We start from the raw sequence: 24,141 nt of genomic DNA, 5'->3' as shown, positions 1-24,141 counted from the left end.
ACGGATCGCCGTGAAAGGGCACGAGCCAGCTATGCGTCCCCCTTATCCCCCGTCACCCGAGCGCTCCGCCGAGCTGCGGCGGCGGTTCGCCGAAGAGGCGCGGTCCGAGCGGCCCGATCTGTCCCTGCTCTGTCTGCTGGTGGGGGCCGAGGCGGACGGGGCGCTGGACGAGGCGGGCATGGATGCGGTGCAGGTGGAGCTGGACGGGCTGGCGGGGCAGCTGCCGTTCCGGCCCGGGGGGCCGCGGGCGTGGGCGGTCGCGCTGCGGGAGCTGCTCGGGGAGCGGTACGGGTTTCGCGGCTCCGCCGCGGACTATCAGCGGCTGGAGTCGTCGTTGCTGCATCAGGTGCTGGAGCGGCGCAGGGGGCTGCCGATTCTGCTGTCGGTGGTGTGGATGGAGGTCGCTCGGCGGGCGGGGGCGCCGGTGTACGGGGTCGCGCTGCCCGGGCACTTCGTCGTGGGGTTCGGGCCGGCCGATGAGCAGGTGCTCGCCGACCCGTTCGACGGGGGGCGGGTGTTGACGGGGGGCGATGCGGAGATGCTGGTGGCGGGGGCCACGGGGGCTCCGCTGGATCCGTCGATGTTGACGCCGACCGATCCGTTGGATGTGGTGCTGCGGATCCTGAACAACATCCGGGCTTGGGCGGCTACCCGGCCTGAGCGGACGGATGTGGCGTTGTGGGCGGTGGAGTTGTCGCTGTTGCTGCCCTCGCATCCGGCACGGTTGCGGTTCGAGCGGGCGCAGTTGCTGGTCCAGCGGGGGGACTTCGTCGAGGGGGCCGCGGAGCTGGAGGAGTACGCGGAGTTGATCAGCGCGGTTGATGCGGCCGCGGCGGAGCGGGTGCGGGGGCAGGCTCGGGCGGCTCGGGCCATGTTGAACTGACGGTTCACCCAGTCGCCGTGGGGGATCCTGTTGTCATGCGACTGCGGGTTCGTTGTGGCTGGTCGCGCAGTTCCCCGCGCCCCTAGGGGCGTTGCACTACGTCGGCGCAGCCTGGGACGAAGATCAGGGATGCGACCACTGTCGTCGTCATATGTCATACGACGACCAGGGGCACCCGGCGTGTGCCGGGTGCCCCCTGTGGTCCGCGCGGGTACCGCTAGGTCGGGTTCGTGTCGATGGTGACGGTGCGCTCCGCCGGCGTCTTGCCGCGCAGGGCCTTGCGCAGGGCGGAGGCGACGTCCTGCGGCAGGACGTCACGCTTGCCGCTCGCGCCGTTGATCTGCACGCCGTCGAAGGTGGCGCCGTACGCCGCTTTGAGCGCCTTGAGGTCGTACGTGTCCACGAGCTTGCCGTCGACGGCCTTGACGCCGAGGATCTTCGGCAGGGACAGGGAGCCGAACGGGATGCTGTGCGCGGCGTCCGTCTGGACCGTGACCTTGCTGGCCATCGCCGGCTCGGCGAACTCCTTCATGAACCGGTCGACTTCGGCGTTCGTGACCGTCGGCTGCTGGGTGGTCGTCGGGACCTGCACCACGGAGGACGTGCCCGTCTCCACCTGGGTGCGGTACGCCTCCTCGACCGCCGTGGTCGACTTGGCGACGTCGATGCCCTTGCCGGGCTTGCCGTACACGGCGACCGCCTTGCCCGACTTGAAGGAGACCGTGCCCTCGGTCACCGAGCCGGAGCCGCCGGAGACCTGCTCCAGGGCGGCGTGCAGCTTCTCCTCGTCGGTGGGCATGACCGGATCGACGACCCGCTCCTGGCCGAACAGCGCGCCGATGACCGAGACGGGGTTGTAGTCGCTGGTCGCGGCCGCGCTGACCGTCTGCTGCATGTCGAACTGCAGCCCGGCCTTGTCCGGCTCCAGCGTGACGGTCCTGCCGCCCACCGACAGCTTCAGCGGCTTGTTGACCTGGTCGTCGAAGGCGTCGTTGAGCTTCTTCACCGCCTCGTCGCGGGTGCCGCCGCCGATGTCGACGCCGAGCACGGTGGTGCCCTTGGGCACGTCGGAGTGGGCCATCAGCAGGCCGGCGCCGTAGACGCCACCGGTGAGGACGATCACCCCGCCGCCGACCAGCGCCAGCTTGTTGCGGCCCTTCTTCTTGGGCGCGCGGGAGGCCGGGGCGCCCGACGAGGCGGGCTCGGGCAGCTTCGGGGGCGTGTGCGGCCCGGGCGCGTCGGTACCGCCCGGCCCGAAGGGTCCGCTCTGCGCGCCGGAGGGCACGACGGGGATGCCGCTGGTGACGGTGTGGCCGGAGACGTTGTCGGCGACGCCGCCGTAGTGCGGGGTGCCGGGCTCGGGGGCCGGTTTCTGCGGGGTGAGGATGGCGGTGTCGTCGCTCATGCCGCCGCCGGGGCCGAGGCCCGCGGTGTGGGGGGAGGCGCCGGGGCCGGCGGGACCGGCCGAAATACCGGAACCACCCGGCGCACCCGGGCCACCCGGCGCACCCTGGCCAGCAGGTCCGGGAGGACCGCTCGGGCCGCCGGGACCGCCCAGGCCGCTGCCGGGGCCACCGGGCCTGCTCGGGCCCGTGGAGATACCGGAACCACCCGGACCACCCGGACCACCCGGGCCGGCGGAGATACCGGAGCCGACCGGACCGCCGGGACGCCCGGGCGCACCGGAGCCGACGGGACCACCGGGACCGCTCGGACCACCGCGTCCGCCCCGTCCACCGCCGGGGGCCGGCGGCACCGCCGGACCGTCGCCGGTGACCGGACCGGTCGTCGGGCCCGAGGGACCCTGCGGGCTCCCCCGCCCGCCGAGGCCGTCCGGGCCGCCGAAGTCGCTCGGCCCGTTGAAGCCGCCGGAGCCGTCGAAGCCGTCCGGGGCGTTGAAGTCGGCGGAGGGGTCGAAGCCGCCCGGGCCCTCGGGGCCGCCCTGCGTGCCGTAGCCGTTCTGGCCGCCCTGACCGTTCTGGCCGCTGCCGTTGTCCGAGAAGTACGGCAGGTCGTCGCGGCGCACCTCGCCGCCGGGACGCGAACCGTTGCCATTGCCGTTGCCATTGCCGTTGCCCAGCGCGCCTGCCGCCAGGGCCTCGGTCACGTCGAAGGAACCGGTTCCGCCGCCGTGCCCGGGGGCCACGGGTCCGCCGGTCGCGCCGGGGAGTCCCGCGCCGCCGGGGCGGGAGCCCGCGTCGGGCCGGGCGCCGTTCGTGCCACCGGGTCGGGAACCGCCGGGCGCGCTCATCGCACCGACGACACCGCCCGGCCGCCCGCCACCGGGCCGCGCACCGCCGGGCGCACCGGCACCCGTGCCCGCGCCGCCGGGACCGCCCGCACCGGGGCCCGAACCGCCGGGCACACCGGCCCCGTTACCGGCCGCTCCGCCCTGACCGCCCTTGCCCGCCGAGGACTTGCGCGGCGCGAACCAGTCGCTCGTCTTCTCCTCCGCCTGCGCCGTGGGCTCGGCCGGAGACTCCGCGGTGCCCGTGGACGTGGAGGTGGGGGCGGACGGCGCCGGCGGCTCGGTGTCCGCGCTGCCGCCTGAGCTCTCGGCCTCTGCGACGGGCGTGCGTACGACGACCGGCGGAATGGGCCGCGACCCCGGGATGTTGATCCGGATCCGGGTCGTCAGCGTGGTCTCGGTCTTGCGTTCCTCCGGCTGCGTGGCCGAACGGCCCGCGTCCGTACCGCTGTCGGAAGCCATGGGGGTCCCGTACGGCGGCGTGCCCGAGGGGTATGCGGCTCCGCCGCGCCCGTTGGGCCCGGAGGACGGAGTGTCAGTTTCACGACTCAAGGCAGGTTCTCCCGGTTGGCTCCACCGCCTGTTCGACCTCATTGCTTCGGCCGGATCGGCGGCGCGCACCACCATACTGGCCACTTCCGGCCCGTATCCCACGACCGCCTGGGAAACCCACACGGGACTCGCACGAGTGGGTTGTGGAGAAGTGGTACGTCACTTGCCATGTCGGACGCCGTCGGCGTCCGGTTGCCGGACGGGGGCGAGGGTGGCGCAGATCACAGCCACCGCCATGCCGCCGAGCAGGAAGAGGTAGGAGGCGGCTCCCGTGCCGAAGACGAAGTCCCCTTCCGGTCGGCTGGCGGTGAGCAGGATGACGGTGATCATCCAGCCGCCGGCGGGCGCGACGGCCCCGGCCCGGCTACCCGCCGCGCGGCCGGCGCCCAGACAGAGCCCCGCCTCTCCCGCGAGCGCGAGCAGCAGCCCGCCCGGGAACCACGCCGGCTGCACCAGCGCCCCGGCCACGCCGACGACGGCGCCGAGCACGAAGAGCCCGAGGTAGGCGAGGACCCGCAGGCCGGAGGGCCGCTTCAGGGGCTGGGCGAGCATCGAGCTCATGACGCCTCCTTGACGGCGACACCGGCGACACCGGCGACACCGGCGACTCCTGCGAACAGGTCGGACTCCGTCTCGGCGCCGCGCTCCCCGCGTACCAACTCGTAGTACTCGGTGGTGAAGAGGGGTTGCGCGAGTTCGTTGGAGAGCGCGAAGTACAGCTCGGCCACGTCGATCTGGGTGGCGTGCGCCCGCATCGCGGCGGCCTTGGCGGCGGCGTACGCGGTGCCGTCGATCACGGTGGTGATCCGCTCGTCGTCGACCACTCCGGGTACGTCGTCGACGGTGGCGGCCTTACTGAAGGGCAATCCGGGCAGATCCGCCTGAAGCCGGGCGAAGGCTTCCTCGGCGACCGTGCGCGGGACGCGGTTCCAGTAGATCTTGGGGATCGGCCGGCCCGCGTCGGCGGCCAGCTCGGCCGCGCGCATGGCGATGCGGTGGGCCTGGATGTGGTCGGGGTGGCCGTAGCCGCCGTCGGGGTCATAGGTGACGAGGACCTGGGGGCGTACCTCCAGGATCACCTCGACGAGGGCCCGGGCCGCGTCGTCGAGGTCCGCCTGCCAGAGACACGCCGGGTCGTCGTTGTCGGCGAGGCCCATCATCCCGGAGTCCTCGTAACGGCCCTTTCCGCCGAGGAGACGGAAGTCCTCGACGCCGAGCTCGCGCATCGCGGCGGTGAGCTCGCCCAGGCGGTGTTCGCCCAGCTCGGCGCCGGTCAGGTGGTGCAGCTCAGGGGGAATGACCTCGCCGTGCTCGCCGAGAGTGCAGGTGACCAGGGTCACGTGGGCACCCTCGGCCGCGTACTTGGCCATGGTCGCGCCGTTGTTGATCGACTCGTCGTCCGGGTGCGCGTGCACCAGGAGGAGACGCCGGTCGGGCAGTTCCGTCATGGAGCCCACCCTACGAGGAGACCAGGACGCTCAGAACTTGATGCTGCCGATCATGCCCGCGATGTTCGTCGTCAGCTCGCTGATGGTGGGAGCGACGGTCGAGGACGCCAGGTAGAACCCGAGCAGCATGCAGACGACGGCATGCCCGGCCTTCAACCCTGATTTCTTGATCAGCAGGAAGACGATGATCGCCAGCAGCACCACCGCCGAAATCGAGAGTGCCACGGCGGCTCACCTCCAAGAATCCCAAGCGCGGGGGTGTCGGACTATGGGGGCAGATAAATCCATGCAGCAGCCAGCAGGTTCATACCCACTATGCGACAGTGATCATAACTATCCGTACGTGCGCATCGATCGGCGCACAGCCGCACAAGGGGGCGCACTGGCCAATATGGTCGGGGCATGACGACCGAGCCTGTCTCCTTCCCCCGACGGCACGCCCGCACCCAGAGGTTCACGCTCGGCGCGCCGCGCGCGTTCACGGTGGCGCCCGACGGCAGCCGTGTCGTGTTCCTGCGCTCCACCTCCGGTACGGACCCGGCGAATTCGCTGTGGGTGCTCGACACGGTGGACGGCAAGGAGCGCGTGGCGGCCGACCCGCGCGCCCTCCTGGGCGGCGCCTCGGAAGACCTCTCGCCCGAGGAGCGGGCGCGGCGCGAACGCAGCCGTGAGGCGGGCGCCGGCATCGTCGCCCACGCCACCGACACGGCCGTGGAGTTGGCGTCTTTTGCCTTGTCAGGGCGGCTTTTCACAGCGGAGCTGCGGGCCGGCACGGCACGCGAACTCCCGGTCCCGGGACCGGTGATCGACCCGCGCCCCTCCCCCGACGGACGGCACATCGCGTACGTCGCGCAGGGCGCCCTGCGGGTGGTGGGCGCCGAGGGCGAGGGCGACCGTGCGCTCGCCGAGCCGGAGTCGGACGGGGTCACCTATGGGCTGGCCGAGTTCATCGCGGCCGAGGAAATGGGACGCCATCGAGGCTTCTGGTGGGGCCCGGAGTCGGACCGGTTGCTCGTGGCGCGGGCGGACGACACGCCGGTACGCCGGTGGTGGATCTCCGATCCGGCGCGTCCGGAGCGCGAGCCGCAGCGGGTGGCGTATCCGGCGGCAGGGACCGGGAACGCGGACGTACAGCTGTTCGTGATCGGCCTGGACGGGGTGCGCACGGAGGTCTCCTGGGACCGGGCGCGGTACCCCTATCTGGCGCGAGTGCACTGGTCAGCCGCGGGTGCGCCGCTTCTGCTCGTACAAGCGCGCGACCAGCGCAGCCAGCTGTTCCTGGCCGTGGACCCGGCGACGGGGGCGACGCGGATGGTGCACGCCGACGAAGATCCACAATGGCTGGAACTTTTCGCCGGTGTGCCCTGCTGGAGCCCTTCCGGGCATCTCGTGCGCATCGCCGACGAAGGCGGCGCGCGGGTGCTCACGCTGGGCGAACGCCCGCTGACGGGACCGCAGTTGCACGTCCGGGCGGTGCTGGACGTCTCCGACGACGACGTACTGATCTCGGCGTCGGCGGGTGAGGCCGCGGCCGATCCCGAGATCGGCGAGGTGCATGTGTATCGGGTGAACGAGCTCGGCATGGAGCGCCTGTCGCAGGAGCCCGGCGTGCACTCCGCGGTGCGCGCCGGGGGCGTGACGGTCCTGGTGTCCCACGCCCTCGACCGGCCCGGGGCCAAGGTCCAGGTACTGCGCGAGGGGAAGCTCACCGCGACGGTCCGGTCGTACGCCGAAGATCCCGGTTTGACCCCGCGCGTGACCCTCACCGAGGGGGGCGCACGACGCATCCCGTGCGCCGTGCTTATGCCTCGGGACTACGCCGGTGACACTCCGCTCCCGGTTTTGCTGGACCCCTACGGGGGACCGCACGGCCCTCGGGTGGTCGCCGCGCACAACGCCCACCTGACCTCGCAGTGGTTCGCCGACCAGGGGTTCGCGGTGGTCGTGGCGGACGGGCGCGGTACGCCGGGCCGCTCGCCCGCCTGGGAGAAGGCGGTGCACGGGGACTTCACGGTCTCGCTCGACGACCAGATCGACGCGCTCCAGGACCTCGCGAAGTCCCACCCGCTCGACCTGTCCCGGGTGGCGATCCGCGGCTGGTCGTACGGCGGCTGGCTGGCGGGACTGGCGGTGCTGCGCCGCCCGGACGTCTTCCACGCGGGCATCGCGGGCGCCCCGGTCACGGACTGGCGCCTGTACGACACGCACTACACGGAGCGGTATCTGGGTGACCCCGCCGAGCAGCCGGAGTCGTACGCGAAGAGCTCGCTCGTCACCGACGACGGGCTCTCCTCGCCCGCCGAGCCGCACCGCCCGCTGATGATCGTGCACGGCCTGGCCGACGACAACGTGGTGGTGGCACATGCCCTGCGCCTGTCCTCCGCCCTCCTGGCGGCCGGCCGCCCGCACGAGGTGCTGCCGCTGTCCGGGGTGACCCATATGACCCCGCAGGAGCAGGTCGCGGAGAACCTGCTGCTGCTTCAGGTGGACTTCCTGAAGCGGTCGCTGGGGCCGAACTGACGGCGCGACCCGGTCAGTTGCCCTGTAGACCGAGGAAGACCAGGAGGGGAAGGCCGACGACCAGGAGGTGGACGACGCCGGTCTTCCAGTGGCGCAGCACCGCGGCGAGGGCGAAGCCGCCGCCGGCCAGCCACGCGGCGAAGACCAGGATGTCGTGCTGCGCGGCGTCCGCCCGCCGGTCGGCGTACTCGTCGAAGCCGGCGCCGATGCCGGAGGCGACCATGCCGAAGCCGAGGACGATCACCACCAGGACGTCGAGGAGTCCTACGAGGACGGCGATCAGTCCGTCGTGTTCGCGGGGTCGGCGTTCCATGGGCCGAGCCTCTCGCAGGGGCGGGCCGGGGCCTTGAGCATCCGTGCTCATCCGCTCAGGACCCCGGCGCCGCTCACCCGATGTCAGCCGTGGACCAGGGGCGAGCCCTGGAGTTCCTTGGTGACCGCTCCCTTTCCGTCAGCCTCGATGTCGTAGACGACCGTGGAGTCCGACGACCACCAGACCTCACCGTCGTACGTCATCGACGGGGCGGTGCAGGTGTTGGCGGGGGTGATCTCGAACCAGGTGTACTCGTCGTTGACGAGCTTGGTCAGGTCGCACGTCTTCGCGGTCTCGACGACGTCGGCGCTGTCCTTGCCCGGGCGGGACTCCAGGCGGGTGGTGATCTTGAAGCTGGTGAACCGCTTGCTGTTGTCGATGACCTGGTCGACCAGGATCTGCCAGCTGACCACGGACTTGGCGGTGATCTTGCCGCCGGCGGCGGTGGCGGTGTTCGTCACGTGGTAGAGCGACTCCGGCTTGTTGCCGGGGAAGTACACCTCGAAGGAGGAGTCGGCCGAGGCGGCGGCCGCCGGGGAGGCGAGCAGGACGCCGGTCGCGAGCGCGGAGGCGGCGAGCCCGGCGGTGGTGAGCAGCTTGCGCATGGGTGGTTCCTTTCGTGGGCAGCGGCCTGCGCCCGGCAAACCGGTGCGGCGGCGGGCACGCTGAGGTGACGTGAGGTCAGGACAGGTCGGGACTCTCCGCGCGGGGGGTCAATCCGCCGGAGACCGCGGTCAGTTGCAGATTCCGACCGCGGAGATGTTGTCGATGACGACCCTGCCGCCCTTCTTCATGTACGAGTACACCTCGCCGCAGTAGCCCTTCTTCTGGCGGACGGGGCCGGCGTACGTGCTGAACGTGCCGAAGTCCTCGTCGTGCGGGGTGTCGGTGTAGTTGTCCTTCAGCCGGATGCCCATGTACTGGGCGGAACCGGTCTCGTTGTGCAGGACGCCGCAGGTCGGCTTGTCGTAGATGCGAGGACCGGTCGTGGAGCCGTCGGTGTACACGTAGACGGTCGCGTACCGGGTGGTGGCGCTCGGCAGCCGCTGCGCGGTGAGGACCTTCGTGTATCCCTCGCCGCACACGGTCGCGGCCCGTACGGCGGCCTCCGGGTTCGCGGCCACGAGGGAGCGGGTGCTCCTGGACGCCTGCGTGGCGAACGTGAGGTCGTCGGCGCGGACGGCGGCGTCGGCCGACGGCGTGCCGGTGGCGGCGACGGCCTGGCCGGGCACGGAGGTGCCGAGCAGCGCCAGAGCGGAAATGGCCAGGGCAGAGCGGAACGCGGTCTTTGCGCGCATGCGAAATATCCCCCATGTTGATCCATACACGGGGGGTGATGTGGTCAGTTATCAGGCCCCCCGCCAGTCACAGGAGAACCTAACAGCTCCCACAAGAAACAGAAAGCGTGTTCCCATTCACACAGAGTGGGCGCGATCGCTTCACCGGCCGACCACAAACAGCAACGAGCCGGGGCGACATGGCGCGCCCCGGCTCGTTTACGGCACCCGCACGGCCGTACGCTGTTCAGCCTGACGCGTCCGTATATCGGGACCGGGTCGGCTGAGTTGCCTGCGTGTTAACGCGGTTGATGGGTGTTTGTACGGCTATGCCGCCTCCTTCGGCGGGACCAGCTGCTTCAGTTCGGCGAAATGGCAGGCGGAGTCGTGCGCCTCGGGCCCGCCCAACGCCCGGAACCGCAGCGGCACCGCGAGCTCCGGTACCTCTTGGGCGCAGCGTTCCTGCGCCTTCCAGCAGCGGGTGCGGAAGCGGCAGCCGGAGGGGACGTTCGTCGGGGACGGGACGTCGCCGGTGAGGATGATGCGCTCGCGGTGTGCACGGGCCTCCGGGTCGGGGACGGGGACCGCGGAGAGCAGTGCCTGGGTGTAGGGGTGCGTGGGGTGGTCGTAGATCTCGGTGTCCGTGCCGGTCTCCACGATCCGTCCGAGGTACATGACCCCAACACGGTCGCAGATGTGCCGGACGATCGACAGGTCGTGGGCGATGAAGACGTAGGACAGGTCGAACTCGTTCTGCAGGCGGTCCATCAGGTTGATGACCTGGGCCTGGACGGAGACGTCCAGCGCGGAGACGGGTTCGTCGGCGACGATGACGTCGGGGCGCAGGGCCAATCCGCGGGCGATGCCGATGCGTTGGCGCTGGCCGCCGGAGAACTGGTGCGGATAGCGGTTGATGTGCTCGGGGTTGAGGCCGACCACGTCGAGCAGGTCCTGGACCCTGCGGCGCCGGTCGCCCTTGGGGGCCACCTCGGGATGGATGTCGTACGGCTCTCCGACGATGTCGCCCACCGTCATACGGGGGTTGAGCGAGGTGTACGGGTCCTGGAACACCATCTGGATGTTGCGCCGTACGGCCTTCAGCGCGCGCCCGGACAGCTTGGTGATGTCCTGGCCCTGGTAGCGGATCTCGCCGGCCGTCGGGCGCTCCAGGTTGACCAGCATCTTGGCGACCGTCGACTTGCCGCAGCCGGACTCGCCGACGATGCCGAGGGTTTCGCCGCGGTGGAGGGTGAAGTCGACGCCGTCGACCGCCTTCACCGAGCCGACCTGTTTCCTGAAGAGGATGCCCTGGGTGAGCGGGTAATGCTTGACGAGCCCGCTGACCTGGAGAATCGGCTCAGCCATTCAGGCACTCCCTCCAGAAGTGGCAGGCGCTGCCCCGGGGTGTGTCCGACTCGGTGACCTCGTACAGCGGGGGTACGTCCGTGCGGCACACGTCGCGGGCCATCGGGCAGCGGGGGTGGAAGGCGCAGCCCTGCGGGGTGTTGATGAGGTTGGGCGGCAGGCCCTGGATGGCGTACAGCTCCTGACCCTTCTGGTCCAGGCGCGGGATGGAGTCCAGCAGGCCCCGGGTGTACGGGTGGGCGGGCGCCTTGTAGATGTCGTGGACCGGCGCCGACTCGACGATCCGGCCCGCGTACATCACGGCGATCCGGTCCGCCACGTCCGCGACCACGCCGAGGTCGTGGGTGATGAGGACCAGCCCCATGGTGTACTCGCGCTGCAACTCCGCGAGCAGGTCCATGACCTGGGCCTGGACGGTGACGTCGAGGGCCGTGGTGGGCTCGTCGGCGATGATGAGGGCCGGTTCGAGGGCGAGGGCCATCGCGATCATGATGCGCTGGCGCATGCCGCCGGAGAACTGGTGCGGGTAGTCGTTGACGCGGGCCGCGGCGGCCGGGATGCGTACGCGGTCCATCAGCTCCACGGCCTTGGCGCGGGCGTCCCTCCTCGACATCCCCCGGTGTACGACGAACATCTCGCCGAGCTGGTCGCCGACGGTCAGGACGGGGTTCAGCGACGACAGGGCGTCCTGGAAGATCATCGCCATCTCGGCCCCACGGACCTTGCGCCGCTCCTCTTCCTTCAATGTGAGCAGGTCCCGCCCCTGGAAGCGGATCTCGCCCCCGGTGATGCGCCCCGGCGGCATGTCGAGAATCCCCATCACCGCCTGCGCGGTCACCGACTTCCCGGACCCGGACTCCCCCAGCACGGCGAGCGTCTCCCCCGCCTCCACACCGAGGTCGACCCCGTTGACGGCCTTGGCGACCCCGTCCCGCGTCCGGAACTCCACGCGCAGATCACGCACTTCGAGCAACATGCCGCCGTCTCACCTCAGCTTCGGATCGAAGGGGTCGCGCACGATGCGCTCCGCTGGTGGTGCCGCGACAGGCCATCGATCGCCTGCGGCTCCGTCGTGGCTGGTTCGCACCCACGCCGCGGAGCCGCACATCGACACAGCCCCGCGCCCCAAGGCCCCAGCGCCGCCTGTGGAGCACCCGACACACCGGTCACACCGTCACCTCAACTTCGGATCCAGGGCGTCGCGCACCGCGTCGCCGAGCATGATGAACGCCAGGACCGTGACCGCCAGGGCGCCCGAGGGCCACAGGAGGGCGTGGGGGGCGTTGCGGACGTAGGGGGAGGCGGCCGAGATGTCGATGCCCCAGGAGACGCTCGGCGGTTTCAGGCCCACGCCCAGGTACGACAGGGTCGCCTCCAGGGCGATGTACGTGCCCAGGGCGATCGTCGCGACCACGATCACCGGGGCGACGGCGTTGGGCGCGATGTGGCGGAGCAGGATGCGGGAGTTGGAGGCGCCCAGGGCGCGGGCGGCCTGCACGTAGTCGTTCTGCCGGGCGGTGATGACCGCGCCGCGGGCGATGCGGGAGAGCTGCGGCCAGCCGAGCAGCACGATGAAGCCGATGACCGGCCAGACGGAGTTGCTCGTCACGACCGACAGCAGGACCAGGCCGCCGAGCACGACCGGGATGGCGAAGAAGACGTCGGTGACGCGGGAGAGGACCGAGTCCCACAGGCCGCCGAAGAAGCCGGCGAGCGCGCCCAGCACCGAGCCGAGCACCGCCACCCCGAGCGTGGCGCAGACGCCGACCGTGACGGACGTACGGGCGCCGTAGACGGTGCGCGTGTAGACGTCGCAGCCCTGGCCGTCGTAGCCGAACGGGTGGCCGGGTGCGGAGCCCTGCTGGGCCTTGGCGAGGTCGCACTCGAGGGGGCTGCCGGAGGCGATCGCCGAGGGCCAGAAGGAGATGAAGAGCAGGAAGAGGATGATCAGGGCCGAGACGAGGAAGACCGGGTTGCGGCGCAGGTCCCGCCAGGCGTCGGACCAGAGACTGCGGGGGCGGTCGGTGGAGGCGGCCGCGGGATCCGGGGCCGTCGGCTCCGCGCCGCCGTCCGGTTCCGTGGGCGCCCGCCCGCCGGAGCGAGGGCCTTCGAGGATCTCCGTCTCGCCGGCGGCCACCGGGATCGCGCCGCCCGATCCGCTGCCGGAGATCGCCCCCTCGGACTGGAACGGCTGGTCAGGCATAGCGGATCCTCGGGTCGAGTACGGCGTACAGGAGGTCGACGACCAGGTTGCAGAGGAGGAAGACGAGGACGAGGACCGTCACGAAGCCCACGACAGTCTGCGTGTTCTGACGGAGGATGCCCTGGTAGAGCTGGTAGCCGACGCCGTGGATGTTGAAGATCCGCTCGGTGACGATCGCGCCGCCCATGAGGAAGCCGATGTCGGCGCCGATGAAGGTGACGACCGGGATGAGGGAGTTGCGCAGCAGGTGCCGGGTGACGACGCGGCGGCGCGGCAGCCCTTTGGCGATCGCCGTGCGGACGTAGTCGGAGCGCCGGTTCTCCGCGATCGAGGTGCGGGTCAGGCGGGTGACGTACGCCAGGGAGACCGAGGCGAGGACCAGGCCTGGGATCATCAGCTCACCGAAGGGGGCCTCCGAGGAGACCGACGGCCGGATCCATCCCCACTCCACGCCGAGCAGCAGCTGCAGCAGCAGGCCGGTGACGAAGGTGGGGACGGAGATGACGACGAGGGTGACGAGCAGGACGCCGGTGTCGATGGGGCGGCCGCGGCGCAGGCCCGTGATGACGCCCAGCGTGATGCCGATGAGGATCTCGAAGAGGATCGCCACGATCGTGAGGCGGATGGTGACCGGGAAGGCCGTCGACATCAGCTCGGTGACTTCCTGGCCGTTGAACGCCGTACCGAAGTCTCCGGTGAAGATGTTCCCCATGTAGGTCAGGTACTGCTGCCACACGGGCTGGTCGAGGCCGAACTCCCTCCTGAGCTGGGCAGCCGTCGCCGGGTCGCACTGCCGGTCGCCGCACAGGCCCGCGACGGGGTCGCCCATCACGTTCACCATGAGGAAGATCAGCAGCGTGGACCCGATGAACACCGGGACCATCTGCACCAGACGCCGGACGACATACCGCCCCATGGCGGGCTCAGCCGACCTTGATCTCGTTGTAGACGGGGACGCTGAAGGGGTTCAGGGCCACGTTGGACAGCCGCTCCGACCAGCCGGCGCTGCCGTTCTGGTACCACAGCGGGATGGCCGCCATGTTGTCCCGGACGACCTCCTCGGCCTTCTGGAACATCTCCACGGCCTTCGCGGGGTCGGTCTCGGCGTTCGCCCGGTCGACGAGCCTGTCGAACTCCTCGCTCGACCACTTGCCGTCGTTGGAGGAGGCGCCCGTGTAGTAGAGCGGCTGGAGGAAGTTCTGGGTCAGCGGGTAGTCCATCTGCCAGCCCGCCCGGAACGGGCCGGAGAGCTTCTGCGTGGTGGACTTGCTACGGAAGTCGGCGAAGGTGCCGATCGGATTGCCGACGCAGGCCCGGTCGTTGTCCAGGGCATTGTTGATGGAGTTGCACACGGCGTCCACCCACAGCTTGTGGGAGCCCGTGTCCGCGTTGTACGTGATCTTCACCTGCCCGCCGGGCAGCCCGCCACCCTCCTTGATCAGCCGCTTCGCCGCGGCGGCGTCGTACTCGCACCACTGGCCGCACAGGCCCGCCTTGTAGCCGCCGTCCTTGCCGAGGACGGGTGAGGTCCAGTCGGTGGCGGGGGTGCGGGTCCCCTGGAAGATGGTCTTGGTGATCTGCTCGCGGTCGATCGCCCGGGACAGCCCCTGACGGACCTTGACCGAGCCGGCCTTGTTCCAGTTCTTGTCGTAGTGGGGGAACGCCAGCGTCTGGATGATGCCGGCCGGGGTGTTGAGGTACCGGTCGCCGAGGTCCTTCTCGACGTTCTTCAGCTGCTGTGCCGGTACGTCGTCGACCAGGTCGAGGTTGCCGGCCAGCAGGTCGGTGTAGGCCGTGTTGTTGTCCGTGTAGACCTTGAGGGTGACGCCGTCGTTGCGGGCCGCGTCGTCGCCCGGGTAGGCGTCCCACTTCGTCAGGCGCATCTCGGCGCCCTTGGTGTACGACTCCACGGTGTACGGCCCGTTGCCGACGGGCTTGGCCAGCCAGCCGGGGTGGTCGTCGAAGAACGCCCGTGGCAGCGGCACGAAGGCGTTGTAGCCGAGGGTGTCGGGGAAGCTGGAGAACTTCTGGCTGAGCCTGACGGTGAAGGTGCGGTCGTCGAGCACCTTCAGCCCGGACATCGTCTCGGAGCGCTGTGCGCCCTTCTCCGGGTGGACCTGGTCGTAGCCCTCGATGTAGCCGAAGAAGTAGGCGTTCTTCTGGTTGTTCTGCAGGCTCGCCCCGTAGTTCCAGGCGTCCACGAAGGACCGGGCGGTGACCTTCTCGCCGTTGCTGAAGGTCCAGCCGTCCTTGACGGTGATGGTGTAGTTCCGCGAGTCGGTGGTCTCGATCCGCTCGGCGAGCATGTCCTCGGCCTCGCCGGTCCTGGGGTCGTACCGCTTCAGCCCGCGGAAGATCATGTCGAGCACCTTGCCGCCCTGCACCTCGTTGGTGTTGGCCGGCTCCAGCGGGTTCTGCGGATCGGTCCAGGAGGAGCTGAGCACCGCGCCGCCGTCGGCACCGCTGCCGCCCCCGCCTCCGCAGGCCGTCGCCGCGAGGGCGACCGCCACCGCGCATGCGGCCCGTCCGGCGTACGTGGCTGTGCGCATGGTGCCTCCTCGTGACGGCGCCGCCCCTGTTTCGCCGCGCCCTGGCAGCAAATATCGGCAGCCGTGCGGGACTGTGCATGCGCACGGCAGCCATCTGGGGCGCCGTTAGCCCGTTCGGCGGCAACCGCGCGGTCCGGAAGCCGGCGCGGTGTCCGGTCCGGAAGCCGGCGATCTGCCCGTCAGGGCGCCACCAGCGGCTCTTCACCGGTGTGGACCAATGGCTGTCTCAATCTCATCACTTCGCTTTTCCCGCAGGCCAGATGGGGTTTCATGCACTGTTCACGCGCGCAGTAAAAGCGCTGACAGCCCAAGCTCACAGTCCAACAAGCCGTCCCTGTGCAAGCGATGACGCGAGGTCACGACCATGAGCACTCACGAGCAGCACAGCAGAGCGCGGCGGCTCCTCGCCGCGGCCGGAGCAGCCACCCTGACACTGGCGGCCGGACTCGTGCCGCATCAGGCGGTGGCTGCGGACGGCGACAAGGTCCTCACCGTCGCGGTCGCGCAGAGCGTCGACTCACTGAGCCCCTTCCTGGCGTCGCGGCTCCTCAGCACCAGCATCCACCGGCTGATGTACGAGTACCTCACGAACTACGACCCCAAGGACGCCCACGCCGTCCCGGCCCTGGCGACCAAGTGGGAGTCGTCACCGGACAAGCTGACCTGGACGTACACGATCCGCTCCAACTCCAAGTGGTCGGACGGCCGGCAGGCCACCGCCGAGGACGCGGCGTGGACGTTCAACACGATGATGACCGACGAGGGCGCGGCCACCGCCAACGGCAGCTTCGTCGCCAACTTCAGGAAGGTGACGGCCCCGAGCCCGACCAAGCTGGTCGTCGAGCTGAAGAAGCCGCAGGCCACGATGACGGCGCTGGACGTGCCGATCGTGCCGAAGCACATCTGGGAGAAGGTCGGCGACTTCTCGGAGTTCAACAACGACAAGAAGTTCCCCATCGTCGGGAACGGGCCGTTCATCCTCACCGACTACAAGCCCGACAGCTATGTGCGCCTGAAGGCCAACAAGAACTTCTGGCGCGGGGCCCCCAAGTTCGACGAGCTGGTCTTCCGGTACTACAAGGACCAGGACGCCGCGGTCGCCGCCCTGCGCAAGGGCGAGGTCTCCTTCGTCGCCGGGGCGCCCGCACTCACGCCCGCTCAGGCGGCCTCCCTCAAGGGCGAGGAGAACATCCACGTCAACGACGCCCCGGGCCGCCGCTTCTACGCCCTCGCGGTCAACCCCGGGGCACGGGCGAAGAACGGCCAGAAGTTCGGTGACGGCCACCCCTCCCTGCTGGACGAGCGGGTGCGGCACGCCCTGTTCATGGCCGTCGACCGCGAGACCATCATCGACAAGGTGTTCCAGGGGCACGCGGTGCAGGGCGAGGGCTACATCCCGCCCCGCTTCTCCCCGTACTTCTGGAAGCCGGCCGACGGGCAGGAACTCGCCCACGACCCCGCCAAGGCCGCCCAACTCCTCGACCAGGCCGGCTACAAGAAGAACGGCGACGGCAAGCGCGTCGGCAAGGACGGCAAGCCCATCAACTACCGCGTCCTGTGCCACGCCACCGACCCCAACGACAAGGCGGTCGGCCAGTACCTGAAGGAATGGTGGGGCGATCTCGGCATCGGCATGACCCTCGACTGCCTGGACAACGTCAGCGATCCCTGGCTCGCGGGGAACTACGACCTCGCCTTCGACGGCTGGTCCGTCAACCCCGACCCCGACTTCGTGCTGTCGATCCATACCTGCGCCGCCCTGCCCGCGACCCCGAAGGACACGGGCGCGACCGACAACTTCATCTGCGACAAGAAGTACGACGACCTGTACGCGCGGCAGCTCGCCGAGTACGACCCCGCCAAACGGGCGGACATCGTCAAGCAGATGGAGTCACGGCTGTACGACCTCGGGTACATGAACGTCATGGCGTATCCGAACGCGGTCGAGGCCTACCGCACGGACCAGATCAAGTCGATCACGACGATGCCCGCGAAGGCGGGCAACATCTACGGGCAGGACGGCTACTGGAGTTGGTGGTCGGCGACCCCGGCGGACTCCGACAGCTCCTCCGACGGCTCCGGCTCGACGGGCGTCGTCATCGGGATCGCCGTCGGCGCCGCCGTCCTGGTCGGTGCGGGTGCGCTCTTCGCGCTGCGCCGCCGGGCCACCGCCGAGGAGCGCGAGTAGCAGCCGATGACCGCCGACGCACCCTCCGCCGAGGCCGTCAAGGCCGCCGCGCCCGCGGTCCGAGGACCGCGGGCGCGCACCACCACGCACTATCTGCGGTACGGCGCAGGGAAGGTGGGCGGCGCCGCCGTCTCCCTGCTCGCCGTCCTCGTCACCGGGTTCTTCCTGTTCCGGCTGATCCCCGGCGACCCCGTCAAGACCATGACGGGCGGCCGCCCCATCTCCGCCGAGCAACTCGCCGCCTACCGCAAGGAGTTCGGGCTCGACCTGCCGCTGTGGCAGCAGTTCACCGACTACTGCGGCAAGGCGCTCACCGGAGATCTGGGGACGTCGTACCAGTTCCGGGCGCCCGTCGTCGACAAGATCTCCGAGGCGCTGCCCAACACCCTGCTGCTCACCGGCACCGCGTTCGTCCTGTACACCCTGCTCGGCATCGTCCTCGGCACGCGCTCGGCCTGGCGCCACGGCGGGCTCGGCGACCGGCTGAACACCGGTCTGGCGCTGACGCTCTACTCGGTCCCGTCGTTCTGGCTGGGCCTGCTGCTCATCATCGTGTTCTCGGTGGGGGTCGGCCCGATTCCCGGGCTGTTCCCGACCGGCGGCATGGAGTCCGGCGGCGAGGAGGGCTTCGCGTACGTCCTCGATGTCGCCCACCATCTGATCCTGCCCGTCGTCACGCTGCTCGCCGTCGAGTACGGCCAGACCCTGCTGGTGGCCCGCTCGGCGCTCCTCGACGAGATGGGCAGCGACTATCTGACGACCGCCCGCGCCAAGGGCCTGCGGGACGACCTGGTCCGGCGCCGGCATGCCGTGCCGAACGCGCTGCTGCCGACGGTGACGCTGGTCTTCGTCAACCTGGGCCGGACGGTGGCGGGGGTGATCCTGGTGGAGACGGTGTTCTCCTGGCCGGGCCTCGGTGGCCTGTTCTACCAGGCGCTGAGCGTCCCCGATCTGCCCCTCGTCCAGGGCCTGTTCCTCTTCTTCGCAGCGGCGGTGATCGTCATGAACACCCTGGCCGACCTGGTCTATCCACTGCTCGACCCCCGGGTGGGCCGATGACGACCGAGACCGATGGGCCCAAGGCGACCGGGACGGCCGGGACGACCGGGACCGAGGCGCGGCCGGCCGGTCCGCGCGCGCTCGCCTGGCAGCGGCGGCGCCGGTCCGCCGCACGCTTCTGGAAGGAATACCGCACCCATCGCGCAGGGCTGGTGGGCCTGGTGGCCCTCGCCGTGTTCGCGCTGCTGGCGCTGACCGCCCCGCTCACGGTCGGCTCCGACGTGGCCGGCGTGACCGGGGCGCCGGGACAGCCGATGGAGGGCCCGAGCGCGGAATTCCCCCTGGGCACCGACCGGTTCGGGCGGGATCTGCTGGGCCTGGTGGTGTGGGGCTCGCGGGTGTCGCTGCTCGTCGGGCTGCTCGCCGCGGCGCTGTCGGTGGCGATCGGCACGCTGGTCGGCATCACCGCGGGGCACTTCAAAGGGGCGTACGGCACCGTGCTGATGCGGATCACCGACTGGTTCCTGGTGATGCCGACCCTGGTCCTCGCCATCGCGCTGGCCACCGTGATGTCCCGCTCGCTGGGCACCGTCGTCCTGGCGATCGGCGTGACCTCCTGGCCGACCACGGCCCGGCTGGTGCGGGCGCAGACGCTGGCGGTGGAGTCACGGCCGTACATCGAACGGGCGACGGCACTGGGCGGCGGGCACTGGCACATCATGTCGCGGCATGTGCTGCCCAACGTCATGCCGCTGGTGCTCGCCCAGACGACGCTGATGATCTCGTCCTCCATCCTCGCCGAGGCGACGCTCGCCTTCCTGGGCCTGGGCGACCCGACCGTCGTCTCGTGGGGCGGGCTGCTCCAGGACGCCCGCGAGGCGGGCGCGGTCAGCTCCGGGAACTGGTGCTATCTGGTGCCGCCGGGCATCGCGATCGCGGTGGTGGCACTGGCGTTCACGCTGTGCGGGCGGGCGGTGGAGTCGGTGCTGAATCCGAGGTTGGGGGTGGGGCGTTGACGCTCCTGGAGGTCCGGAATCTGGAGGTGACCTATCCGGGCGGGGCAGCCGCCGTGCGGGGCGTCGACCTGACGCTGGCGGCCGGGCAGAAGCTCGGTATCGCCGGCGAGTCGGGCTGCGGCAAGTCCACGCTCGCCCTCGCCCTGCTGCGGCTGCTGCCGGCCGGGACCCGGATCAGCGGAGAGATCCTGCTGGACGGCGAGGACGTCCTCACCATGAAGTGGGGCCGGGTGCGGGCGGTGCGCTGGGCCGGGGCCTCCATCGTCTTCCAGGGCGCGATGCACTCGCTGAACGCCGTCCACCGCGTCGGCGACCAGATCGCCGAGCCGATCCTGCTGCACCGGAAGGCGACTCCGGCGGGCGCCAAGAAGAGGGCCGGGGAACTACTGGAGCAGGTGGGGCTCCCGGCGGCACGCGCATCGGCGTACCCGCACGAGTTGTCGGGTGGCCAGCGCCAGCGCGTGATGATCGCTATGGCCCTGGCCTGCGACCCCCGCCTCATCATCGCCGACGAGCCGACCACCGCGCTGGACGTGATGATCCAGGCGCAGATCCTCCGCCTGATCGAACAACTCGTCACGGAGCAGCAGTTGGGCCTGATCGCGATCAGTCACGACCTGGCGGTCCTCGCCGACACCTGCGACCGGCTGGCGGTGATGTACGCGGGCCGAGTGGTCGAGGAGGGCCCCGCGCGCACGGTCTACGAGGACGCCCGGCACCCCTACGGCAAGGCACTGTCGGAGGCGTTCCCGAGAATCGGCGACCCGTCATCACGCTTCGCCCCGCGCGGCCTGCCCGGCGACCCGCCGGACCCGTCCGCCGTCCCCTCCGGCTGCGCCTTCCACCCGCGCTGTCCGGTCGCGCTGGAGTCCTGCGCGGTGGACGACCCGCACCTGCGGGAGGCCGACGAGAACCGCCGGGCGGCGTGTGTGCATGTACGGGCGCCCCAGGACGCGAGGAGCCGACCATGACCCTCCTGAGCGCACAAGGCCTGCACATCACCTACCCCGGCCGGCACGGCGCCCCGCCCGCCCGCGCGGTGGACGGCGTCGACCTCGACATCGGCGCCGGCGAGATCGTGGCGCTGGTGGGCGAGTCCGGCTGCGGCAAGACGACGCTGGCCCGCGCACTGCTCGGCCTCGTGCCGCCGACGCAGGGGCGGGTGGTGTTCGACGGCGAGCAACTGCGTTACTCCTCGCGGGCCCTGAAGGCGTACCGGCGGCGCGTCCAGCTGGTCCTCCAGGACCCGACCGGGTCGCTGAACCCACGGCACACCGTGTACGACGCGGTGGCGGAGGGCCTGCGGATCCACGGCCATGGCGGCGACGAGCGTACGGCCGTGGCGGGGGCCCTGTCCCGCGCCGGGCTGCGGCCCCCCGAGCGCTTCTTCCTGCGCTACCCGCACGAACTGTCCGGAGGCCAGCGTCAACGGGTCGTCATCGCCGGAGCGTTGGTCCTCGAACCCGAACTCCTCGTCGCCGACGAGCCGGTGGCCTCCCTCGACGCCTCCGTACGCGGCGAGATCCTCGCCCTGCTGCTACGGCTGCGCACCGACCTCGGCCTGTCGGCGCTGGTGGTGACGCACGACCTGGGTCTGGCGTGGAACATCGCGGACCGGGTGGCGGTGATGTACCTGGGCCGGATCGTGGAGACGGGGGACGTGGAGCAGGTGCTGACGGCGCCGCGGCATCCGTACACGCAGGCGTTGCTGTCGGTCCTGCCGGAGGCACCGGGCGACCCGGTCGTCCTGACCGGCGAGCCGCCGGACCCGTCCCGCATTCCGTCCGGGTGCCGTTTCCACGCTCGGTGCCAGGTGCTGGCGAGTGGGGAGGCCGAGCGGGCGGGGGTGGCCGATGCGTGCCGGGCGGAGGATCCGGGGGTGCTCGGCGGGGGTGCGCAGGCGCAGGTGGCTTGTCACTGGGCGCGGGCGAGCATCACGGCGTGACGGCGGCGACCAGATCGACCCCGCAGCCGTCCGAGTTGACGAGACAGGCCGCGAAGTGGTCGGAGCCCCGCGTACGGGTAGCGGTCGGCGAGGAGCAGCTGCCGGCCATGCGCGGGGGCGGCTTCGGCGAGCGTGTCGACCTGGTCACGTGAACCGGCGTGGAAGGCGAGGTGGTGGAGGCCGGGGAGCATCCGGTCGTGCCGGTCGCCGCTCATCGCCGGGGACTGTTCGACGACGACGTACATCGGGCCGTTCCACCAGCCCCTCCATTGCCTCTCCCTGTGCAAGGACGCGCCCCGAAAGGGGCGCGGGGAACTGCGCGACCAGCCCCAGCGGCACCGCACAAAACGCACAACCGCCGCCCAGAACGCCAGTTCCCGGCACCCCTACAACGAGGGGAACCGGGAACAATGGCCAAGCCGTCGCAGACGCTACGCGTGGACGACGTCCTTCTCCTCGGCGAAGTGGCAGGCCGACTCATGAGCCGCCGGCGTGTCCTCGCCCTGGAAGCGCTCCGGGACCGCCAGCAGCGGGACCTCCTCGGCGCACTTGTCCTGGGCCTTCCAGCAGCGGGTGCGGAACCGGCAGCCCGACGGCGGGTTGGCCGGGGACGGGACGTCGCCGGTGAGGATGATCCGCTCGCGGTGTTCGCGGGCGTCCGGGTCGGGGACCGGGACCGCCGACAGCAGCGCCTGGGTGTAGGGGTGCGTCGGGTGGTCGTAGATCTGCTCGTCGGTGCCGATCTCGGCCATCTTGCCGAGGTACATCACACCGACGCGGTCCGAGATGTGCCGGACGATCGACAGGTCATGGGCGATGAAGATGTAGGACAGGTTGAACTCGTCCTGCAGTCGCTCCATCAGGTTGATGACCTGCGCCTGGACCGACACGTCCAGCGCCGACACCGGCTCGTCGCAGATGATGATCTCGGGGTTCAGAGCCAGACCGCGCGCGATGCCGATGCGCTGGCGCTGGCCGCCGGAGAACTGGTGCGGGTAGCGGTTGATGTACTCGGGGTTGAGGCCGACCACGTCCAGGAGCTCCTGGACCTTGCGGCGGCGGTCGCCCTTCGGGGCCACCTCGGGGTGGATGTCGAACGGCTCCCCGATGATGTCACCCACCGTCATACGGGGGTTGAGCGAGGTGTACGGATCCTGGAACACCATCTGGATGTTGCGGCGGACCGCCTTCAGCGCGCGCCCGGACAGCTTGGTGATGTCCTGGCCCTTGTAGAAGATCTCGCCGGCCGTCGCCCGCTCCAGGTTCATCAGGAGCTTGGCGACGGTGGACTTGCCACAACCCGACTCGCCCACGATGCCGAGGGTCTCGCCCTGGTACAGGTCGAAGGACACGCCGTCGACGGCCTTGACCGCGCCGACCTGCTTCTTGAACAGGATGCCCTGGGTGAGCGGGAAGTGCTTCACCAGGTTGCGCACCTGCAGGATCGGCTCGCCCCGCTCGACGGGCGCCTCGATCGCGGCGACCGCCTCGGACTCGGAGTGCGCGTCGACGACCTCGACCTCGGAGACGTTCGGCGTGGCGTCCTGCGGCTCGTCGTTCTTGCTGAGCTCAGCCATGGATCGTCTCCTTCCAGAAGTGGCAGGCCGAGCCGCGGCCGGCCAGCTCGGTGCCGTCCCGCTCGGCGACCGGGTTCAGGACCGGGATGTCGGTACGGCAGACGTCCTGGGCCTGGGGGCAGCGCGGGTTGAAGGCGCAACCGGTCGGAATGCGCAGCAGGTTGGGCGGCAGCCCCTTGATCGCGTACAGCTCCTGGCCCTTCTGGTCCAGGCGCGGGATCGACTCCAGCAGGCCCTTGGTGTACGGGTGCGCGGGGCGCTTGTACAGCTCGTGGACCGGGGCGCGCTCCACGATGCGCCCCGCGTACATCACCGCGATCTTGTCCGCGACGTCGGCGACCACGCCGAGGTCGTGGGTGATCAGGATGAGACCCATGTTGTACTCGCGCTGCAACTCCGCGAGCAGGTCCATGACCTGGGCCTGGACCGTCACGTCGAGGGCCGTGGTGGGCTCGTCGGCGATGATCAGGTCCGGCTCCAGGGCGAGTGCCATCGCGATCATGATGCGCTGGCGCATACCGCCCGAGAACTGGTGCGGGTAGTCGTTGACGCGGGCCGCGGCGGCCGGGATCTTCACCCGGTCCATCAGCTCGATCGCCTTGACCTTGGCGTCCTTCTTGGACATGCCCTGGTGGACTCGGAACATCTCGCCGAGCTGGTAGCCGACGGTCAGGACCGGGTTCAGCGAGGACAGCGCGTCCTGGAAGATCATGGCGATGCGCTGGCCGCGGATCTTGCGGCGCTCCTCGCCGGACATCTTCAGCATGTCCTGGCCGCGGAAGAGGATCTCGCCCTGCGGGATCCTCGCCGGCGGCATGTCGAGGATGCCCATGATGGCCTGGGCGGTGACGGACTTGCCGGAGCCGGACTCGCCGAGCACGGCGAGCGTCTCGCCCGCGTTCACGCTGTAGTTGACGCCGTTGACAGCCTTGGCGACACCCTCGCGGGTGTGGAACTCGACGTGCAGGTCACGCACTTCGAGCAGCGGGGTACCGTCGCCGTCACCGTCGCGGGGCGACGGCACGGGGACGACTTCTTCGATGATGGTCACGTACGCC

The 24,141-nt window shown here is 70.5% G+C and carries 22 protein-coding genes; 7 read left to right on the top strand and 15 right to left on the bottom strand.

Features of this window, described 5'->3' with window-relative positions; translation table 11 throughout:
* The first annotated feature begins 31 nt into the window (after positions 1 to 31).
* Positions 32 to 883 carry a tetratricopeptide repeat protein gene (locus ACQEV2_RS27890; RefSeq protein ID WP_433047108.1) on the top strand — a complete coding sequence of 284 codons (852 nt, stop codon included), beginning with the start codon at positions 32 to 34 and terminating at the stop codon, positions 881 to 883.
* A gap of 217 nt (positions 884 to 1,100) precedes the next feature.
* On the opposite strand, the gene ACQEV2_RS27885 is transcribed toward ACQEV2_RS27890, so the two are convergent.
* The 4 genes from ACQEV2_RS27885 to ACQEV2_RS27870 all read right to left on the bottom strand — a co-directional run bounded on the left by ACQEV2_RS27885 (position 1,101) and on the right by ACQEV2_RS27870 (position 5,356).
* Positions 1,101 to 3,683, bottom strand: a complete 2,583-nt coding sequence (locus tag ACQEV2_RS27885) for a hypothetical protein (RefSeq protein WP_433047105.1) — start codon at positions 3,681 to 3,683, stop codon at positions 1,101 to 1,103.
* A 159-nt stretch (positions 3,684 to 3,842) separates the two neighbouring features.
* On the bottom strand, positions 3,843 to 4,244 hold the full coding sequence (locus ACQEV2_RS27880; RefSeq protein WP_433047102.1) for a DUF6113 family protein: 402 nt from the start codon (positions 4,242 to 4,244) through the stop codon (positions 3,843 to 3,845).
* Positions 4,241 to 5,131 (bottom strand): N-acetyl-1-D-myo-inositol-2-amino-2-deoxy-alpha-D-glucopyranoside deacetylase, encoded by an 891-nt coding sequence (gene mshB / locus ACQEV2_RS27875; RefSeq protein WP_433047099.1) that lies wholly within the window; start codon positions 5,129 to 5,131, stop codon positions 4,241 to 4,243. Before mshB ends, ACQEV2_RS27880 begins: the two co-directional genes overlap by 4 nt.
* 30 nt (positions 5,132 to 5,161) lie before the next feature.
* A complete protein-coding gene (locus tag ACQEV2_RS27870) occupies positions 5,162 to 5,356 on the bottom strand; it encodes a hypothetical protein (protein ID WP_019755516.1) in 195 nt (64 codons plus the stop codon).
* 177 nt (positions 5,357 to 5,533) lie between these two features.
* Between ACQEV2_RS27870 and ACQEV2_RS27865 the strand changes: the two genes are divergently transcribed.
* Positions 5,534 to 7,651 carry a prolyl oligopeptidase family serine peptidase gene (locus ACQEV2_RS27865; RefSeq protein ID WP_433047096.1) on the top strand — a complete coding sequence of 706 codons (2,118 nt, stop codon included), beginning with the start codon at positions 5,534 to 5,536 and terminating at the stop codon, positions 7,649 to 7,651.
* 13 nt (positions 7,652 to 7,664) lie between these two features.
* Here ACQEV2_RS27865 and ACQEV2_RS27860 read toward each other — a convergent pair whose 3' ends face one another.
* The 8 genes from ACQEV2_RS27860 to ACQEV2_RS27825 all read right to left on the bottom strand — a co-directional run bounded on the left by ACQEV2_RS27860 (position 7,665) and on the right by ACQEV2_RS27825 (position 15,358).
* Positions 7,665 to 7,964, bottom strand: a complete 300-nt coding sequence (locus ACQEV2_RS27860) for a hypothetical protein (RefSeq protein ID WP_433047093.1) — start codon at positions 7,962 to 7,964, stop codon at positions 7,665 to 7,667.
* Positions 7,965 to 8,047: 83 nt separating this feature from the next.
* Positions 8,048 to 8,569: a hypothetical protein gene (locus tag ACQEV2_RS27855; protein WP_433047090.1), complete on the bottom strand. Its 522-nt coding sequence runs from the start codon at positions 8,567 to 8,569 to the stop codon at positions 8,048 to 8,050.
* 129 nt (positions 8,570 to 8,698) lie between these two features.
* Positions 8,699 to 9,262, bottom strand: coding sequence for a hypothetical protein (locus ACQEV2_RS27850; RefSeq protein ID WP_433047087.1), 564 nt, complete (start codon positions 9,260 to 9,262; stop codon positions 8,699 to 8,701).
* Positions 9,263 to 9,568: 306 nt separating this feature from the next.
* Positions 9,569 to 10,606, bottom strand: a complete 1,038-nt coding sequence (locus tag ACQEV2_RS27845) for an ABC transporter ATP-binding protein (RefSeq protein ID WP_433047084.1) — start codon at positions 10,604 to 10,606, stop codon at positions 9,569 to 9,571.
* Entirely contained in the window at positions 10,599 to 11,582 is a 984-nt protein-coding gene (locus ACQEV2_RS27840; RefSeq protein ID WP_433047081.1) for an ABC transporter ATP-binding protein, read from the bottom strand. Before ACQEV2_RS27840 ends, ACQEV2_RS27845 begins: the two co-directional genes overlap by 8 nt.
* 198 nt (positions 11,583 to 11,780) lie before the next feature.
* Entirely contained in the window at positions 11,781 to 12,809 is a 1,029-nt protein-coding gene (locus ACQEV2_RS27835) for an ABC transporter permease (RefSeq protein ID WP_433047078.1), read from the bottom strand.
* Positions 12,802 to 13,725 (bottom strand): ABC transporter permease, encoded by a 924-nt coding sequence (locus tag ACQEV2_RS27830; RefSeq protein ID WP_433047075.1) that lies wholly within the window; start codon positions 13,723 to 13,725, stop codon positions 12,802 to 12,804. Before ACQEV2_RS27830 ends, ACQEV2_RS27835 begins: the two co-directional genes overlap by 8 nt.
* A 7-nt stretch (positions 13,726 to 13,732) precedes the next feature.
* The gene (locus ACQEV2_RS27825) at positions 13,733 to 15,358 is read right to left on the bottom strand and encodes a peptide ABC transporter substrate-binding protein (protein ID WP_433047072.1); all 1,626 of its coding nucleotides are present in this window, start codon (positions 15,356 to 15,358) and stop codon (positions 13,733 to 13,735) included.
* 364 nt (positions 15,359 to 15,722) lie between these two features.
* Here ACQEV2_RS27825 and ACQEV2_RS27820 point away from each other — a divergent pair, with 364 nt between their 5' ends.
* The 5 genes from ACQEV2_RS27820 to ACQEV2_RS27800 are packed head-to-tail and all read left to right on the top strand — an operon-like array spanning position 15,723 to position 21,506.
* Positions 15,723 to 17,546 carry an ABC transporter substrate-binding protein gene (locus tag ACQEV2_RS27820; protein ID WP_433047069.1) on the top strand — a complete coding sequence of 608 codons (1,824 nt, stop codon included), beginning with the start codon at positions 15,723 to 15,725 and terminating at the stop codon, positions 17,544 to 17,546.
* A gap of 6 nt (positions 17,547 to 17,552) precedes the next feature.
* The gene (locus ACQEV2_RS27815) at positions 17,553 to 18,605 is read left to right on the top strand and encodes an ABC transporter permease (protein ID WP_433047066.1); all 1,053 of its coding nucleotides are present in this window, start codon (positions 17,553 to 17,555) and stop codon (positions 18,603 to 18,605) included.
* Positions 18,602 to 19,561 carry an ABC transporter permease gene (locus ACQEV2_RS27810; protein ID WP_433047063.1) on the top strand — a complete coding sequence of 320 codons (960 nt, stop codon included), beginning with the start codon at positions 18,602 to 18,604 and terminating at the stop codon, positions 19,559 to 19,561. The genes ACQEV2_RS27815 and ACQEV2_RS27810 overlap by 4 nt, the downstream gene beginning before the upstream one ends.
* Complete coding sequence (locus tag ACQEV2_RS27805; protein ID WP_433047060.1) at positions 19,558 to 20,532, top strand: ABC transporter ATP-binding protein; 975 nt, start codon at positions 19,558 to 19,560, stop codon at positions 20,530 to 20,532. The genes ACQEV2_RS27810 and ACQEV2_RS27805 overlap by 4 nt, the downstream gene beginning before the upstream one ends.
* Positions 20,529 to 21,506, top strand: a complete 978-nt coding sequence (locus ACQEV2_RS27800) for an ABC transporter ATP-binding protein (RefSeq protein WP_433047057.1) — start codon at positions 20,529 to 20,531, stop codon at positions 21,504 to 21,506. Before ACQEV2_RS27805 ends, ACQEV2_RS27800 begins: the two co-directional genes overlap by 4 nt.
* Here the strand turns inward: ACQEV2_RS27800 and ACQEV2_RS27795 are convergent.
* From ACQEV2_RS27795 to ACQEV2_RS27785, 3 genes are all read right to left on the bottom strand, one after another.
* On the bottom strand, positions 21,476 to 21,751 hold the full coding sequence (locus ACQEV2_RS27795; RefSeq protein WP_433047054.1) for a hypothetical protein: 276 nt from the start codon (positions 21,749 to 21,751) through the stop codon (positions 21,476 to 21,478). The genes ACQEV2_RS27800 and ACQEV2_RS27795 overlap by 31 nt on opposite strands.
* Positions 21,752 to 21,937: 186 nt before the next feature.
* Positions 21,938 to 23,083 (bottom strand): ABC transporter ATP-binding protein, encoded by a 1,146-nt coding sequence (locus ACQEV2_RS27790; RefSeq protein ID WP_433047051.1) that lies wholly within the window; start codon positions 23,081 to 23,083, stop codon positions 21,938 to 21,940.
* Positions 23,076 to 24,134: an ABC transporter ATP-binding protein gene (locus tag ACQEV2_RS27785; RefSeq protein ID WP_433047048.1), complete on the bottom strand. Its 1,059-nt coding sequence runs from the start codon at positions 24,132 to 24,134 to the stop codon at positions 23,076 to 23,078. Before ACQEV2_RS27785 ends, ACQEV2_RS27790 begins: the two co-directional genes overlap by 8 nt.
* Positions 24,135 to 24,141 lie beyond the last annotated feature (7 nt).

The organism is Streptomyces sp. CA-251387 (genome assembly GCF_050936625.1).
In the GTDB taxonomy this organism is placed as follows: domain Bacteria; phylum Actinomycetota; class Actinomycetes; order Streptomycetales; family Streptomycetaceae; genus Streptomyces.
The sequence above is the reverse complement of the archived record's forward strand: the minus strand, read 5'-3'. Positions and strand labels throughout refer to the sequence as shown.